The sequence below is a fragment of the Mycobacterium sp. GA-1841 genome, from assembly GCF_001954135.1.
GTDB lineage: Bacteria > Actinomycetota > Actinomycetes > Mycobacteriales > Mycobacteriaceae > Mycobacterium.
The window spans coordinates 159,626-175,945 of the sequence record NZ_MBEQ01000070.1 but is presented as its reverse complement, the minus strand read 5'-3'; the positions used below and the strand labels follow the sequence as shown (position 1 = coordinate 175,945).

13 protein-coding genes and 1 pseudogene are annotated in these 16,320 nt (G+C 62.7%); 10 read left to right on the top strand and 4 right to left on the bottom strand.

The genetic code is table 11. From position 1 onward, the window contains the following. Positions 1–5: 5 nt before the first annotated feature. Positions 6–2,936: an RND family transporter gene (locus tag A5740_RS17265; protein WP_076195868.1), complete on the top strand. Its 2,931-nt coding sequence runs from the start codon at positions 6–8 to the stop codon at positions 2,934–2,936. A 121-nt stretch (positions 2,937–3,057) separates the two neighbouring features. On the opposite strand, the gene A5740_RS17260 is transcribed toward A5740_RS17265, so the two are convergent. Then, positions 3,058–3,393: a hemophore-related protein gene (locus A5740_RS17260; RefSeq protein ID WP_076195866.1), complete on the bottom strand. Its 336-nt coding sequence runs from the start codon at positions 3,391–3,393 to the stop codon at positions 3,058–3,060. Positions 3,394–3,658: 265 nt separating this feature from the next. Then, positions 3,659–4,525, bottom strand: coding sequence for a glucose-1-phosphate thymidylyltransferase RfbA (gene rfbA, locus A5740_RS17255; RefSeq protein WP_076195864.1), 867 nt, complete (start codon positions 4,523–4,525; stop codon positions 3,659–3,661). 428 nt (positions 4,526–4,953) lie between these two features. On the opposite strand from rfbA, the gene A5740_RS17250 reads away from it, so the two are divergent. From A5740_RS17250 to A5740_RS17225, 6 genes and pseudogenes are all read left to right on the top strand, one after another. Continuing rightward, on the top strand, positions 4,954–6,210 hold the full coding sequence (locus tag A5740_RS17250) for a glycosyltransferase (RefSeq protein WP_076195862.1): 1,257 nt from the start codon (positions 4,954–4,956) through the stop codon (positions 6,208–6,210). 197 nt (positions 6,211–6,407) lie between these two features. Then, positions 6,408–7,142 (top strand): class I SAM-dependent methyltransferase, encoded by a 735-nt coding sequence (locus tag A5740_RS17245; RefSeq protein ID WP_076196029.1) that lies wholly within the window; start codon positions 6,408–6,410, stop codon positions 7,140–7,142. A gap of 254 nt (positions 7,143–7,396) precedes the next feature. After that, positions 7,397–8,197 (top strand): TylF/MycF/NovP-related O-methyltransferase, encoded by an 801-nt coding sequence (locus tag A5740_RS17240; RefSeq protein WP_076195861.1) that lies wholly within the window; start codon positions 7,397–7,399, stop codon positions 8,195–8,197. 77 nt (positions 8,198–8,274) lie between these two features. Continuing rightward, the gene (locus A5740_RS17235; RefSeq protein WP_076195859.1) at positions 8,275–9,543 is read left to right on the top strand and encodes a glycosyltransferase; all 1,269 of its coding nucleotides are present in this window, start codon (positions 8,275–8,277) and stop codon (positions 9,541–9,543) included. Positions 9,544–9,736: 193 nt separating this feature from the next. After that, the gene (locus tag A5740_RS17230; protein WP_076195857.1) at positions 9,737–10,525 is read left to right on the top strand and encodes a class I SAM-dependent methyltransferase; all 789 of its coding nucleotides are present in this window, start codon (positions 9,737–9,739) and stop codon (positions 10,523–10,525) included. A 148-nt stretch (positions 10,526–10,673) separates the two neighbouring features. Next, positions 10,674–11,456, top strand: a pseudogene (locus A5740_RS17225) (TylF/MycF/NovP-related O-methyltransferase); the annotation flags it as partial. 10 nt (positions 11,457–11,466) lie between these two features. Here A5740_RS17225 and A5740_RS17220 read toward each other — a convergent pair. Next, positions 11,467–12,690, bottom strand: coding sequence for a class I SAM-dependent methyltransferase (locus A5740_RS17220; protein WP_076195855.1), 1,224 nt, complete (start codon positions 12,688–12,690; stop codon positions 11,467–11,469). A 129-nt stretch (positions 12,691–12,819) separates the two neighbouring features. Continuing rightward, positions 12,820–14,073, bottom strand: a complete 1,254-nt coding sequence (locus A5740_RS17215) for a glycosyltransferase (RefSeq protein ID WP_076195853.1) — start codon at positions 14,071–14,073, stop codon at positions 12,820–12,822. Positions 14,074–14,194: 121 nt separating this feature from the next. Here A5740_RS17215 and mtf2 point away from each other — a divergent pair, with 121 nt between their 5' ends. The 3 genes from mtf2 to A5740_RS17200 all read left to right on the top strand — a co-directional run bounded on the left by mtf2 (position 14,195) and on the right by A5740_RS17200 (position 16,320). Then, the gene (mtf2, locus tag A5740_RS17210; protein ID WP_083654200.1) at positions 14,195–15,016 is read left to right on the top strand and encodes a fatty-acid O-methyltransferase Mtf2; all 822 of its coding nucleotides are present in this window, start codon (positions 14,195–14,197) and stop codon (positions 15,014–15,016) included. A 121-nt stretch (positions 15,017–15,137) separates the two neighbouring features. Continuing rightward, positions 15,138–15,383, top strand: coding sequence for a hypothetical protein (locus tag A5740_RS17205; protein WP_076195851.1), 246 nt, complete (start codon positions 15,138–15,140; stop codon positions 15,381–15,383). Positions 15,384–16,089: 706 nt separating this feature from the next. Then, on the top strand, positions 16,090–16,320 hold the full coding sequence (locus tag A5740_RS17200) for an MbtH family protein (protein WP_067774486.1): 231 nt from the start codon (positions 16,090–16,092) through the stop codon (positions 16,318–16,320).

The window sequence follows — 16,320 nt, the reverse complement described above, 5'->3', positions numbered from 1 at the left end:
GCCGGATGAGCGAGCAACCTCGGCCGCCCTTCATCGCGCGGACAATTCGCTGGCTTTCGCCGATCATCATCCTGGCGTGGCTGGTGCTGATCGTGGTCTTGACCCTGGCCTCGGTTGGCGGGCAGTGGAAGTCGGCCATCCCTGCGCTCGAGCACGTCGCCGAGCAGAACGCGGTGTCCTTGATGCCCAAGGACGCCCCCTCGGCTCAGGCGATGAAACGCATCGGGCACAACTTCGAAGAATCCAATTCGGACAGCTTCGCGATGATCGTGCTCGAGGGCGACCAGCCGCTCGGTGCGGACGTACACGCGTACTACGCCAAACTGATCGCCGAGCTGCGCGATGACCCCGAACACGTTGAGCACGTACAGGATTTGTGGGGGGATCGCCTCACGTCGTCGAGCGTGACGAGCTCTGACGGCAAGGCCACGTACGTCCAGCTGAACCTCGCCGGTGACCAGGGCACCCCGCTGGGTGATCAATCTGTGGCTGCCGTGCGCGACATCGTCGAGCGGTCCAACCCGCCGGCGGGGCTTCACGTCTACGTATCTGGCGCTGCGCCACTGGCTTCCGACATGCAGCACATCGGAAACCGGTCCATCTTGAAGATCACCGCGGTGACCGTCGTGATCATCTTCATCCTGCTGTTCATGGTGTACCGGTCGGTGGCCACGGTCATTCTGCTGTTGATCATGGTGGGTATCGAATTGGCGGCGGCCCGCGCCGTGGTGGCGTTCCTCGGCGCCAACCAGGTGTTCGTGCTGTCCACTTTCGCGGTCAACATGCTCGTGTTCTTGGCCATCGCGGCCGGAACCGACTACGGCATCTTCTTTTTCGGTCGATATCAGGAGGCGCGCCAGCTCGGCGAGGACCGGGTGCAGGCGTACTACAGCATGTACCGCGGTGTGGCGCCGGTGGTGCTGGCTTCCGGTTTGACCATCGCCGGCGCGATCCTGTGTCTGACCTTCACCCGATTGCCGTACTTCCACTCGATGGGTGTTCCATGCGCCATCGGCATGTTCGTCGCGGTCGCCGCTGCTGTGACGGTCGTTCCGGCCGGCGTCGTGGTGGCCAGCCGGTTCGGATTACTCGATCCGAAGCGCGAGATGCGGACCGGGCGGTGGCGAGGTATCGGTACCGCAGTCGTGCGCTGGCCGGGACCGATCCTGGTGGCGTCGCTGGCCGTCGCACTGGTCGGACTGCTGGCGCTGCCCGGCTACAAGACCAGCTACAACGACAGGCTCTACATCCCCGGTGACATCCCGGCCAACATGGGATTCGCTGCTGCCGAGCGGCACTTTTCCCAGTCCCGGATCACCCCGGAGATCCTGATGGTCGAGGCCGACCACGATCTGCGGAACCCGACGGATTTCATCACGCTGAACAGGTTGGCCAAGGCAATCTTCAAGGTGCGCGGGGTTTCTCGGGTTCAGGGCATCACCCGGCCGGAGGGCACTCCGATCGACCACACCTCGATCCCGTTCATGCTCAGCCTGCAGAGCGCCGGCCAGGTGCAGGCCACGGAGTTCCAGCGGGCCCGCATCGACGACATGCTCAAGCAAGCCGCCGACATGCAGGTCATGATCGACTCGATGGAACACACCTTCAAGGTGATGACCGAGATGGCGGCGACCACGCACGATATGGTCGAGCGGACTCACGAGATGCAAGAAGTCACCAAGGAACTACGGGGCAGCATCTCGATTTTCGACGACATGTTCCGCCCGATCCGCAACTACTTCTACTGGGAACCGCACTGCTTCAACATCCCCATCTGCTGGTCGATCCGATCGATCTTCGACGCGATGGACGGCGTGGACAAACTCGACGACACGCTGGAGATCCTCGTCAAGGACATGGACAAGCTGGACGCGATCATGCCCCAGCTGCTGGTCCAGTTTCCGCAGATGATCGCGCTCATGAAGAAGATGCGCGTGATGTCGCTGACCACTCACACCACGATGTCGGGTCTGATGGCCCAGATGGACGAGACCACCAAGGACGTCAGCGCCATGGGACAGGCGTTCGACGCGGCCAAGAACGACGATTCGTTCTTCTTGCCACCAGAGGTCTTCGACAATCCGGACTTCAAGAAGGCGATGAAGTCATTCATCTCACCGGACGGAAAGTCGGTGCGGTACATCATCTCCCACAACGGTGACCCGCAGTCACCAGAGGGGATCAAACGGATCGATCAGATCCGGACCGCGGCGGAGGAATCGCTCAAGGGCACCCCGCTGGTGAACGGAAAGATCTTCATCGCCGGCGGTGCGGCGACGGCAAAGGACTGGCAAGAGGGGTCGAAGTACGACCTGTGGATCGCCGGGATCGCCGCGATCTGCCTCGTGTTCCTCATCATGTTGATGATCACCCGCAGCTTCATCGCAGCGCTGTCGATCGTCGGCACGGTGGTGTTGTCGCTGGGCGCGTCGTTCGGGCTGTCAGTGTTGTTGTGGCAGTACATCCTCGGTATCTCTTTGCACTGGATGGTGCTGGCGATGTCGGTGATCATCCTGCTGGCGGTCGGATCGGACTACAACCTGCTACTGGTGTCCCGGATGAAGGAAGAGATCGGAGCCGGCATCAACACCGGCATCATCCGAGCCATGGGCGGCACCGGCAAGGTGGTGACGTCGGCCGGCTTCGTCTTCGCGTGCACCATGGCCGCAATGGCAGTCAGCGATCTGCGCATCATCGGCCAGATCGGTACGACGATCGGTTTGGGTCTGCTGTTCGACACGATGATCGTCCGGTCGTTCATGACCCCCTCACTCGCGGCGCTGCTGGGTCGATGGTTCTGGTGGCCGCAACGGGTGCGTCCGCGCCCGGCCAGTACCCTGCTGCGCCCGTACGGGCCGCGTCCGCTGGTCCGCTCACTGCTCGGTGAGCCACATTTCGATGCCGCGACGACGCAGCCGATCAAGAGGATCGAATAGCGGGAAACCGCCTCAGACACTCTTCCAAGAGGGCGTAAACGATTTCTACCCCTGGGTTGTTCGTGGCGATCGCCACGACCCAGGGGTAGAAAGCTGCGGCAGTGGCCGCTCGATCAACGGGTCAGTATTTGGTGCAACTGGTCATCATCTGGGTGAAGACCGGGAGGGCCTGATCGACGCCGGGGTTGCCCTTGATCTTGTTCAGCAGGTTCACCCGCTCATCGCGAGGCGAGCTCAAGAACACCCGGAGGAACTGCTGGTTCGGCGGGGATTGGTCCAGATACTGTGCCGCCATCGGATTTTCGGCATGTACCGCCTTCATCGCCTGGTCATAGGTACACGGCGAATCCACCATGGGACCGAGGTCGGGCTCTGCAGAGGCCAAGCCGGCGCCGGCCGACAATGCCATGGCCACCCCGGCCGCGGCGACGGCGAGTTTGGTGTACGGAAGCTTCATGTTTCCCTCCTGGTGGTACCCACTCGGATGTATGGAGTTGAGAGCCCGGCGGGTCTGAGTCGACGCTGGATTAGCCACGAAGACCCAAACTCAAACCTTATGCCGGTCTACCACACTTATCCATTGCGTATTGCCTGGTGTTACAGGACAATTCGCCGGTCGTGCGTCGTCATCTTTCCCGCAACTGCAATTTGCTGACGATTAGCCTGTACAACTGGCTGATTCCGACGGCGCGAGAAGTTGCTGAGGCCGGAAAAATTGCCGGCTATTTGCGCTGCAACAGTTCCAGCAGATAAGAGCCATAACCTGATTTCAGCAGTTCCTTGGCCCGCGCCTCCAATTGGTCGTCGTTGATGAAACCGGCGCGCCAGGCAATCTCTTCGGGCACACCGATCTTGAGGCCCTGACGGCGTTCGATGGTGCGGACGTAGTCGCTGGCGTCGAGCAGCGAATCGAAGGTGCCGGTATCGAGCCACGCCGTACCTCGCGGAAGAACCTCGACCGAAAGCTGCCCCAGATCCAGATAGGTCTGGTTGACCTCGGTGATCTCGTACTCGCCCCGCGCCGATTTGCGCAACGACCGGGCGATCTCGACGACGTTGTTGTCGTAGAAGTACAGGCCGGGGACGGCGTAGTGCGATTTCGGAGTGGCCGGCTTCTCCTCGAGCGACAAGGCGGTGCCGTCCGCGGCGAACTCCACCACCCCGTAGGCGGACGGGTTGGCCACCCAGTAGGCGAAAATGGCGCCACCACTGACATGTTGGAAGCGCTGTAGGCTGGTGCCCAGTCGCGGTCCGTAGAACACGTTGTCGCCCAAGGCCAGGGCGACGGTGTCGGTGCCGATATGGTCGGCGCCGATCACGAACGCCTGCGCCAGTCCCTCGGGCGAATCCTGCACCGCGTACCGAAGATTCACACCGAAGGCCGAGCCATCCCCGAGCAGGCGTTCGAAAGCGGGCGCATCGGCCCGGGTGGTGATCACCAGGATGTCCCTGATGCCGGCCATGATCAGGGTGGACAGCGGGTAGTACACCAGCGGCTTGTCATAGACCGGGAGCAACTGCTTGCTGACACCCATGGTGATCGGATGCAATCGGGTGCCTGAACCGCCGGCGAGAATGATTCCGCGCATCTGCCCTACCCCTCGGAAGACTCGGCCTTGTTGACTGTGGTGGCGGCGTAGACGTTTTCTGCCGCGTCGGGGCGAAACACGCATGCCACCTTATCGAGCCTAACCGGTCAATGGACCCGGATCGGCGGTGACCGGAGCCCTCTGAACGGTGTGAAAACCGGGCGCGAGCAGAGGAATCGTCGGAGGCGAAACGCGGCGGCGGCGGGTGCGGCCGGCCCGAATTTGCCGGTGCCGATTCGGCCGGGTGTCAATACAGGGAACGGCGGCCACGTATTCCGGGAACTGATTTGCCGCATTTCACCACGCCGGTTCAGGGCGCGGCGGCGAGCGCACCGCAATTCTTCATCGGAACCGCCAAAGACCAATTCGACGCAACAAGTTTCATGATCGGCGGTTAAGGTGCAAGCGGTTGGGGGTGTGCATCTGTCATGAGAATTGCATTGGCGAGCTACGGGACCCGCGGCGACATCGAGCCTTCGGTCGCGGTGGGTCAGGAACTGCTGCGCAGAGGGCACGAGGTCAAGATGGCTGTCCCGCCGGACCTCGTGGGATTCGCCGAAAAAGCGGGACTGCAGGTGGTCGAATACGGCCCGGCGGTGGAACCGCAATTGGATGGTTACCGCGACCTGTGGACCTCGTGGGCCAAGCATTTCTGGCACGTCCAGGAGCTGGTGGCCCTGTGCCGGGAGGCGCTGGGTACCGTCACCCAACAGTGGGCCGAGTTGAGCCGGACTCTGCTGGAGTTCGCAGACGGCGCCGACGTGTTGTCGACCGCGGTCGGATATGAGCAACCCGCAGCCAATGTCGCCGAGTACTACGGCATTCCGCTGGTCACCCTGCACACCATGCCGTGGCGGCCCAACGGACAGCTCTTCCCGCTGGTGCCGGCTCCGGTGACCAGGGCCGGGATGATCGCCTACGACTGGTTGGCCTGGCGGCTCACAAGGAAGTACGAGGACGCCCAGCGGGCCGAGCTCGGCCTGCCCCCCGGCACCGGTCCCGCTCCGGTGCGGATGGCGCAACGCGGCGCCCTGGAGATCCAGGCCTACGACGAAGTGTGTGTTCCCGGGCTGGCCGCGGAGTGGTCCAAACGCAATGACCGGCGGCCGTTTGTGGGTGCCCTCACGCTGCAGTTGGCGACTGGTGCGGACGAAGAGATCGAGAACTGGATCGCGGCCGGTTCAGCTCCGGTCTGCTTCGCGTTCGGCAGCATCCCGGTGGAATCTCCGACCGAGACCGTCGCAATGATCAGTGGGGCGTGCGCCGAACTCGGTGAACGCGCCCTGATCTGCGCCGGCGGGACAGACCTCAGCGGCATCCCGGTTCCCGATCATGTAAAGGTGGCGGGCGTCGTCAACTACGCGAAGGTGTTCTCGGCAAGTCGTGCCGCGGTGCACCACGGCGGTTCCGGAACGACCGCCGCCAGCCTGCGCTGCGGCACACCGACCTTGATCTTGTGGTCGGTAGGTGATCAACCACTGTGGGGCAACCAGCTCAAGCGTCTGAAAGTGGGTACTGCCCGGAGTATTTCGACGACCACCACGGAAACTCTGGTCGCCGACCTGCGCCGGATACTCACCCCGCAATATGCGGCCCGGGCGCGCGCGCTGGCCGCCGACATGACGCCACCGGCGGACAGCATCATGAAGGCGGCCGATCTCATCGAGGGATTGCCCTCGCGCTGATTCGTCATGTTTTACGACTTGCGGTAGGAGATCTGATCCGCCGGTACCCTTGCCGGATGGTGACTCAACCACTTTTGCCGCCCCGCGACACATTGACCGATTCGCAGGCGTCTTAGGGGATGCGTATGTTCCGCTTGGCATTACAGCAGCGACCACCGTTCATCGTGCGGCGTTACCCGTACAAGGACTGGCAGCGAATGCGCAATGCGTTGGGTCCGGATCTGGCCCGGACGGTGACGATGCATGCCGATGACGCTCCGCCACCGGACAGCGAGATCAGCCAGATCTTCGACAACGCCCACAACATCCACAAGCTGCGGCACTATCTGGGCGTCTACCAGTCGGCCATGACCCAGACCGAACGCCTGCTCGAGATCGGGGTGGACCGGGGCGGCTCGCTGCAGATGTGGCGCAACTATCTGCCCAAGGCCACGATCGTGGGACTCGACATCAGTCCCAAAGCCGCACAGTACGACTCGCCGGGCAACGACATCCACGTCCGGATCGGCGATCAGACGGACACGGCATTCCTGCAACGCGTGCTCGACGAGTTCGGGCCTTTCGACACGGTGCTCGACGACGGTGGTCACACCGCCAAGCAGATGATCGGGTCGTTCAAGTACCTGTTCCCGCGGCTCAAGCCGGGCGGTGTCTATCTGGTGGAGGACGTATGCGCCAACTACTGGACGTCATACCGCGACCAGCCTGAATCGTTCATCGACTTCACCAAGTGGTTGATGGATGCGATCCATGCCCCGTACGCGCGGACGAAATCCGTTTTCCAATTCATGGAAGGGCACCCGAAGCGGCTCGCAAAACTCGACGTGCCGTTTGCCGCGACCATCATCGACCGCATCGAGGTGGTGGATTCCGTGGTCGTGATACACCGTGCCGCCGAGCCGAAGAGGCTGTCCCGCGCTGTCTTTCGTTGAGATCTTGAACTGCAGCGCACAACCGGTTTTGTTTGCCGCACCGGCGTCAAATCAGCATCTGCCCACATTACTCAGGCGCTATCGGGAACACGCGGATTAGCCTTTTCTGCATTTCCGTGCGGAACTCGACCGAGGTTTGCTCAGGCATTAGAGTTGTAACACCGGTCGTTCCAACGGAAATGCGTTGAGGAACGACACCTGCGGCTAGGCTCGACACCGAACCCGCATCCGAGTTAGGGGGCAGTTTTTTGACCGTGACGGATCACGACACCCGGTCTGCCTATCTGGACCTGCTCCGCCAGGACCTCACCAGGTACGGGGTCGACGAATTAGTACCGGTGGGCTGGAACTGGTTGCACCGCCCGGTTTTCAAGATCGGCAATGTCATGCTGGTCCGGAAGCGTCCGTTCGATCAGCGGAAGCGCGACCTCGGCTTGGACTGGCCGGCAGAGGCGCTGACCATGATCGGGATGAAGCGGCTCACCAGCCTCCAGGAATGTGTCGAAACGGTGATCGCCGACGACATCCCCGGAGACCTGGTCGAGTGCGGGGTGTGGCGCGGTGGCGCGTCCATCCTGATGCGCGCCGTGCTGGCTGCCTACGGTGACGAGACGCGAAACGTCTGGCTCTGCGACTCATTCGAGGGTGTGCCGCCGCCTGACGCGGCGAACTACAAGGCAGACAAGGGCGATCGGCTGCATCTCGCCGCGCCCATCCTGGCCGTGTCGGAGCAGGACGTCCGGGCGAACTTCCGGCGGTACGGTCTGCTGGACGACCGGGTCCGGGTGGTGGCGGGATGGTTCAAGGACACCCTGCACGATGCACCGATCGAACGGATCTCGGTTCTGCGGCTCGACGGTGACCTCTACGAATCCACGATCCAAGGGCTGGATGGTCTCTACGACCGGCTCTCTCCAGGTGGCTTCTGCATCATCGACGACTACCACGCAATCGAAGCCTGCCGGAAGGCGGTCACCGATTACCGGTCCAAGCACGGGATTTCGGCTCCTATCGTGAACATCGACGGAACCGGTGTGCTCTGGCGCAAGGAGTGACGGTGCGGTGGCAGGGCAGCTCGGTTCATCGAGCGGCCCCACTGTCCCCGGTTGCTCACTGAAAGGCAAGAACCGCAATGAAACTCGTTCTGGCCGCCTACGGAACTCGGGGCGATCTCGAGCCCACCGTGGCCGCCGGTCGTGAATTGGCGCGCAGAGGGCACGACGTGCGTGTCGCCGTACCCCCCGATCTGGTGGGTTTCGCCGAGGATGCGGGCCTGAACGCCGTTCCGTACGGCTTGAACACCCAACTGTGGCTGGGCGTGTATCGGGATTTCTGGACCTGCTTCTTCCACCGGTTCTGGAATGTGCGGGAACTGCGGCGGCTGTGGCGTGAGATGTGGACGCTCAGCGATCAGGCCTGGACTCAGATGAGTGCCGGGCTGGTGTCGCTCGCCGAGGACGCGGACGTTCTGTTCGTCGGCCAGAGCTATCAAGAACCGGCGGCCAATGTGGCCGAATTCCATGGGATTCCGTTCGCCACATTGCACAACACGCCGGTGCGGGTCAACGGCCAACTGTTGTCCCGCCTTCCGGCGCCGCTGGCGCGTGCGGTGATGTGGACGTACGACTGGCTCGGCTGGCGGCTGAACAAGAAGGTCGAAGACGCACAGCGTCGGGACCTTGGCCTGCCGAAGGCCACCGGCCCGGTGTCTCGGCGAATTGCCGCGCGTGGGGCCTTGGAGATCCAGGGATACGACGAGGTCTGCTTCCCCGGATTGGCCGAGGAATGGGCGCGCTGGCGCGATCAGCGGCCATTCGTCGGAACGCTGACCCTGGAACTCTCGACCGAGGCCGACGAAGAGGTCTCGTCGTGGATCGCTCAAGGGACCCCGCCGATCTGTTTCGGTTTCGGCAGTATGCCGGTCCACTCGCCGTCTGCCACAGTCGAAATGATCGCGTCGGCCTGTGCCGAGCTCGGACAGCGGGCACTGATCTGCTCGGGCTGGAGCGATTACAGTGATGTCCCGCAATACGAACATGTCAAGGTGGTCGGGGCGGTGAACTATGCGGCGGTGTTCTCGGCTTGCCGCGCTGCGGTTCACCACGGCGGAGCCGGCACCCTGGCGGCAAGTCTGCGCGCCGGCGTGCCGACCCTCGTACTGTGGATCGATGGCGCACAACCGGTGTGGGCCTCCCGGGTGAAGCTCCTGAACGTCGGTGCGGTTCGCAGCTTTTCGAGCACCACGAAGGAAACCTTGGTTTCTGACCTACGGAAGGTTCTGGCCCCGGAATGCGCGGCGCGAGCCCGCGAGGTTGCGGTTCGCATGACGCCGGCCGCCGAGAGTGTGGCAAAAACTGCCGACCTGGTGGAGAGTTTCGCCCGGGCCCGGTCGTTCGCCTGACCGGTGACGGTGATGTTTGCCAAGTCCGCTGTTCGCGGGGCAAAGGCGAGGTGAGGCACGTTGAGTGCGCCACAGCTCCGCATTGCGAAGGCTCAAATAGATTGTGCAACAGCACATTCCATCAGAACCCGGAATCTGCGTGGCGGATCGCTTCATGGCTTGCGCAGAACCCGCCGATGCTAAGGTTGCGTTCGTGGCTAAAGGGCTGACACTCCCCACCCGCTTCTGGTTGAAGGCGGTGCGCGCGGAGTACTGGCTTGCGCGCAAACTACTGCCGAACGTCTACTCCAATGATGCGTTGATCTGTTTCAACAGCTACGCGTTCATGGACGAACCCGACTTTCAGCGCGCCTACCAACGCGGCGCCCGCGCCCTCAACGGCATGGACTGGTACCAGTGGCACTGGCGCGTCCATGTGGGGTTGTGGGCGGCTTCCAGTGCCAGCAAGCTCGAGGGCGATTTTGTCGAGTGTGGGGTCAGCTACGGCTTTCTGAGCAGCGCGATCATGGAATACCTGGACTGGGACCGGCTGGGGAAGACGTTCTACCTGCTCGATACGTTTGCCGGGCTCGATCCTCGCTATGTCACGGCCAGCGAAAAGGCGGCCGGGGCGTTGGAGAGAAGCGACGAGCATGTCCGTAACGGCATGTACGGCAGCTCGGTGGACGGAGTCCGCAGAAACTTCGCCGAGTGGAAGAATCAGCGCATCATCGTGGGCGCCGTTCCGGAGACTCTCGACCAGGTGGATGCGGATACGATCGCGTTCCTGCACATCGACATGAACTGCGCTCCACCGGAAGTCGCGGCACTGCGGTACTTCTGGCCCCGACTCTCACCCGGGGCCATCGTACTGCTCGACGACTATGCCAACCGGGGACGCGATGAACAGCGCATCGCGATGGACGAGGTGGCTCGAGAGCTGGGCGTGCTGGTCTGTGCCTTGCCGACCGGTCAAGGCCTGATCCTCAAGCCGCCGAACTGACCTTCTCCAGTTACCGAACGCTGTGTGGCTGCGGCGGCCGAGGCGGTGCGGGTCCATCCGTGGCATGCAGGCGAAGTCGCTGTGCCGCAAACCTTATCGGCGCATTTTGCCGCGCCAGGTACTGCGACGGGGGTGCTATGGTCGTCTCATGGCAAAGAAATGGCCACTGAAGTTCCGGGTCGCCTGGGCCGGCCTGCGTACCGCGTACTGGTTTCCCCGGACGTTTTTGCCAGATGTCTATTCCAATGACGCGTTGATCTGTTTCAACAGCTATGCGTTCATGGACGATCCCCATTTTCAGCGCGCCTACCAGCGCGGCGTGCGTGCGCTGGGCGGCGAAGATATTCACCATTGGCACTGGCGGGTTCATGTCGGTCTGTGGGCGGCGGCCACCGCGAGCAAGGTCGAGGGCGACTTCGTCGAGTGCGGCGTCAGCCACGGATTCCTGAGCAGCGCCATCATGGAGTACCTGAACTGGGACACGCTTGGTAAGACGTTCTACCTCCTGGATACCTTCGCCGGGATGGATCCGCGGTTCGTTTCCGAACAGGAGCGGGGGGCTGGAGCGCTGGTGAAGAACCAGGCCGCGCTCGACTTCGGCATCTATGGCAACTCGGTGGACGTCGTCCGAGCCAACTTCGCCGAATGGACCAATCAGCGGATCATCGTGGGCGCTGTCCCCGAGACGTTGCAGCAGGTCGATACCGCCGCGGTGGCGTTCCTGCACATCGACATGAATTGTGCTTCACCGGAAGTGGCCACGCTGCGGTACTTCTGGCCCCGGTTGTCGCCGGGAGCCATGGTGTTACTGGACGACTACGCCAACCGGGGACGCGACGAACAGCGCATTGCGATGGACGAGGTGGCCCGGGAGTTGGGTGTGGTGATCTGTGCCCTGCCGACCGGCCAGGGCGTACTGATCAAGCCGCCCACGGCACCGGTCACACCAACCGAACCTGCGGCACATACACGATCCAGCGACCACCTTGTTGGGCAAACTGACGCTCCTTGCCCATGATCTCCTCGGCGTGGTTCCACGCGAACAGCAACGCGTAATCGGGAAAAGGCTTGGAGAAGGTGTCCGGCGCGCACACGGGGATCAGTGAGCCGGGAGTGACCGTGCCCTGCTTCTCGGGGGTCGAATCACACACCATGGGAAGCAGATCCGGTCCGATCCCGCAGTAGTTGAGCACGGTTGCGCTACGTGAGGTGGCGCCGTAGCCGACCACACTGTGCCCCTCGGAATGCAACTGCTGCAGCAGCGCGACCAGGTCTGTCTTGATCGTGCCGATTTGGCCGGCGAACCGTTCGAAGGTCGCGGGTTCGGCGATCCCCTCGGCCTTCTCCATGGCGAGGAATTCGGCCACGGCACCGGTCGGCGGACGACTGCCGGCGCGGGCCAAGGTGTAGCGGATCGACCCACCGTGCAGCGGGAGGTGCTCCGCGTCGACCAGTTCAAAGCCGAAGTGCGCCGCCATCATTTTCACCGAGGTGACCGAAAACAGATAGATGTGCTCGTCGTAGATCTGGTCAAAGTAGTTGTGCCGGAGAATATCCGCCAGCGAGCGGTCCTCGAAGACAAAAAGGCCGTCGGGAGCCAGCAGGAGGTCGACGCCACGCAGAATCGAGTCCAGTCGGGTGATGTGGCTGAACGTGTTCGCCGAGAAGATGAGGTTCGCGGGCCCGTGCTCGTCCAGGATGTCCTTGGCCGTCGATTCGTTGAAGAAGTCGGTCCGAACATTCACGCCGTGAGCCCGCGCCACTTCTCCCGCGCTGGCTGCCGGGTCAACCCCGAGATGTCGGACGCCTGCGGCGCTGAGCGTCTTGAGCATGACGCCGTCGTTGCTGCCGATCTCGACGACGAATCCGTCCGGGCCGTGCAGTGAGGTTTCGATGATGTGCCGGGCGACTTCCTCGAAGTGGCGGCTGATCAGCATGGACCCAGAAGCCCGGTATGGGTAGTCGGCGCGGTACATCGCATTGGGTGGCACTGTCTCGAGTTGCTGCACCATCGAGCATCCGGAGCAGATCCCCACTGCCAGGCGAAAAGTGGGTACCCGCTCGGCGTTTTCACGTCGGGTGAAGGCGTTGGAGACGGGTTGCCGGCCGAGATCGAGGACCTCGTTCAGGTCGCCACCGCAGATACGGCATTCGTATGTGGTCAACGCAGCCCCCTATAAGCCCCGCCGAAGTCATCGGCGCGTTCCGCGTCCCGGAATGTCTTCTCGCCACAAGCCTATGACGTTCCCGGACTTGAGAAGTCCCCTTTTGGGAAGGTAACACGGACTCGACGCTCAGCGGCGCCGATGCAGGGCCTCCTTTTCGAACAGGTCCGCGGCGCGCGTGACGCTCTCGCCGGGACTGGTCATCCGGGTGGCGAGATCCCGGGCCCGGACGGCGTATTGCGGGTCCAGGATCGTTCGCAGATCCGATACCAGCGTCCGCTGGTCAGTCGCCGAGATACGCCGCGCGGTACCAACCTTCATTCGTCTGACCTGATTACCCCAGTACGGCTGATCGGCCGTGCTCCACAAGATCAGCGTCGGGATCCCGGCGCGTAAGCCGGCCGCAGTGGTGCCCGAGCCGCCGTGGTGAACCACTGCCCGGCAGGCGGGAAACACCTCGGCATAGTTCACCGCGCCGACCACCTTCACGTCGGTCCACTCCGAGGTGTCGCCGAAGTCCGTCCCACCGGCACAGATCAGGGCCCGCTCCCCCAGCTGGGCACACGCCTCTCTGATCATTTCCATTGTCGCCGCGGGTGATTCGAGCGGGATGCTGCCCGTCGCAAAGCAGACCGGGGGTGCGCCACCGGCGATCCAGGAGGTCACTTCCTCGTTGGCCGCAGTCGTCAGCTCCATCGTCAGTGCGCCGACGAACGGACGGCGATCGCCGAATTTCGCCCACTCGGCCGCCAACCCGGGAACCGCGACCTCGTCGTATGCCTGGATCTCGAGTGCGCCACGTTCGGCCATCCGCCGAGGCGACGGGCTCGTGGAACGGGGCAACCCGAGCTCGCGCCGCTGCGTGTCGTCGGCGGCCCTGGTGGAACGCCACATCAGCCATTCGGAAATGCTGCCCCCCGCCCGTACCACCGGCGCCGGCAGCGTGGGAACCAGCCGTCCGTTGGGGCGCATCGGGAAGTGGTGCAGCGCGACCAGTGGAATGCCGTAGTACTCCGCGACGTTGGCCGCAGGCTGTTCGTAGTTGAGGCCGGTCGACAACAGATCGGCATCGCGCGCCATCGTCATCAAGGTCTTGCTGGTTTCCGGCCAGTACCGGGCGATGGGCTCCCACAACTCGCGCAGCGAGCCGACCGGGTTACGCATCAACCGGGTCCAGAAGTTGCGCAGGAAGTCCTCCCGCAGAAACTCGCTCAACTCCGGGCCGTAAGCGACCACCTCGAGTCCGGCGGCCTCGGCGAACTCGATCAGATCAGGCGGCACGGCCAACTCGACGTCGTGGCCTCGGCGCTGCAGTTCGCACCCGACGCTCACGGAGGGCTCGACGTCGCCGCGAGTTCCGTAGCATGCCAGCGCAAACTTCATCCGGCCACAACCTTTCCGATGCCGTACCAGCTGTCGCGCGCATCCGGCGCAGGCAGCGCGAACCCTGGTGTGTTCCGGCGCAATCGACCATACCGCGCAACTCTTTGCAATAGTTGATCGTATGGCTCTCAGAGATGCGGTTCGGGACGGACGCGACCGGTTCGTGAAGAATCAGAGCGACAGGATCGTGTGGTTCGCGCAGAAGTTCATCTATCCGTATGCCACCCGCCGGCTCCAATCCGAGGACGTGGTGTTCCTCAACTACGGATATGAGGAAGATCCGGCTCTGGCTGTCCCGCTTGCGGATTCAGATGAATCCAACCGCTACTTCATCCAGCTCTACCACGCGACCGCGACCCAGGCGGACCTCGCCGGGAAGCGAGTGCTGGAGGTGGGGTGTGGTCATGGCGGCGGTGCTTCCTATCTGGCCCGGACCCTGAGTCCGGCATCGTACACCGGGATGGATCTCAACCCGGAGGCCGTGGCGTTTTGCCAAAAGCGCCACCGCGTACCTGATTTGGAGTTCATTCGCGGCGATGCCGAGGACCTCCCATTTGCCGACGGGACGTTTGACGCGGTCATCAACGTCGAATCGTCGCACCTGTACCCGCATTTCCCGCGCTTTCTCGACGAGGTGACCCGGGTACTGCGGCCCGGCGGCCGCTTCCTCTACACCGATGTCCGCATGGTGGCCGAGCTCCCGACCTGGGAAGACGACCTCGCAGCCTCGCCGTTGCAGATGCTCACGCAGCGCACGATCAACGCCGAGGTGGTCCGCGGGATGGAAAAGAACCTGGCGCAATGGCGGCACGTCTTCGAGCGCGCCACCCCGGCACCATTGCGCTGGCTCACCCGCAAATTCGAGCCGGCCCGAAGGGCGTGCGAGGATCTGCGCCCGGGCGGATCATCGGCGTACCGGATGTATTCCTTTGCCAAACCGTGATGTCGGGCGTCCTCGTCGGTCATCGAACACCGCTGCATTACAGCGAAATTAGGACCAGAGGTGATCGTTCGGGCGTTCGCGTCCAACGTTTCTGCAGCTAGTCCGTGGGTATAGTGGCGGCATGAACCTGCTGGAGTCGATCGAACGCGGCCTCGACTGGCTGGCAACGCCCAGGCATCTGCCCGGCCGCCTCGAGATGGAGACTCAGCGCGGTAAACGCCTCGAGCTGGAAGTTGTTTCTTTCGCGATCCGGATGCCCGTCGCGGGCGGGGTCACCGTGAAAGTCCCGGTCTTCCTGATGCTCATGCCCTCCGGGTCCTCGGCGCTGAAGGCGACGGAGGACGATTCGGAACCGTCTCGCTCCTAGCGGTTTGACGCTGCGTCAACGTGCAGCAGAACCCATGACGGGGGATTGCTGTCTGCGGCATGGAGATTGCCGGCAGCTAGTCGTCGGCCGAATGCTCGTTCACATCCCCATGCTGCGAAAACGGGCCAAAGTTTAAGTTTCTGAGGACCTTTGGCGCCGGGAAGATTCGTTGCTGAACCAGTCGTCCGACGGCACATGTCACGATCACCCGGATGTCTGCACTCTGGACACCTCTGGACACGGCCGCGGCGGGCGTGGATTCAGCAACCGAACGTATCCGCCCCAGCTGGTGGTATGAACTGGCAAAAACAGCACGCGATCGTCGGATAGTTAATTCGAAGGCCCGGCCAAAAGACAATGGCCGAAACTCGGGATGCGTGGGCCATGGGAAAACGTGAACTCAGTCAGGTTTTGCTGTTGTGATGAATTCACGACAATTTGGGACTGTCCATCTCCTTAGTCAACCGCCAGACCACACAAAACTCACAAACTGCGAAAATACGCAATAGTGTGACGGCGACGTCAAATCGGTATGACCTCACACAAACTCACGAACATGAAGTTTCAGCTAACTGCACAAATGAGCTAACTAGAGTTCGCTACGGCCGTCCGCTGATTGGACTTCACCAAAAGCGGGAACTCGCCTGTGCGGCCTACCGTATGTTTGCGATATCTTTGCGCAGTCCGCTGAACAACCTGGAGAAACGTGAGTATCAACCCATTCGACGACGACAACGGCAGCTTCTATGTGCTCGTCAATGACGAGGAGCAGCACAGCCTGTGGCCGAGCTTTGCCGATGTGCCTGCGGGGTGGCAGGTCGTCTATGGCGAGGCGAACCGTTCTGCATGTTTGGAGTTCATTGAGCAGAATTGGGCAGACATACGTCCGAAGAGCCTGCGTGAGCGGTTGGCGCAGGACGGGTCTATTCAGCGCTAA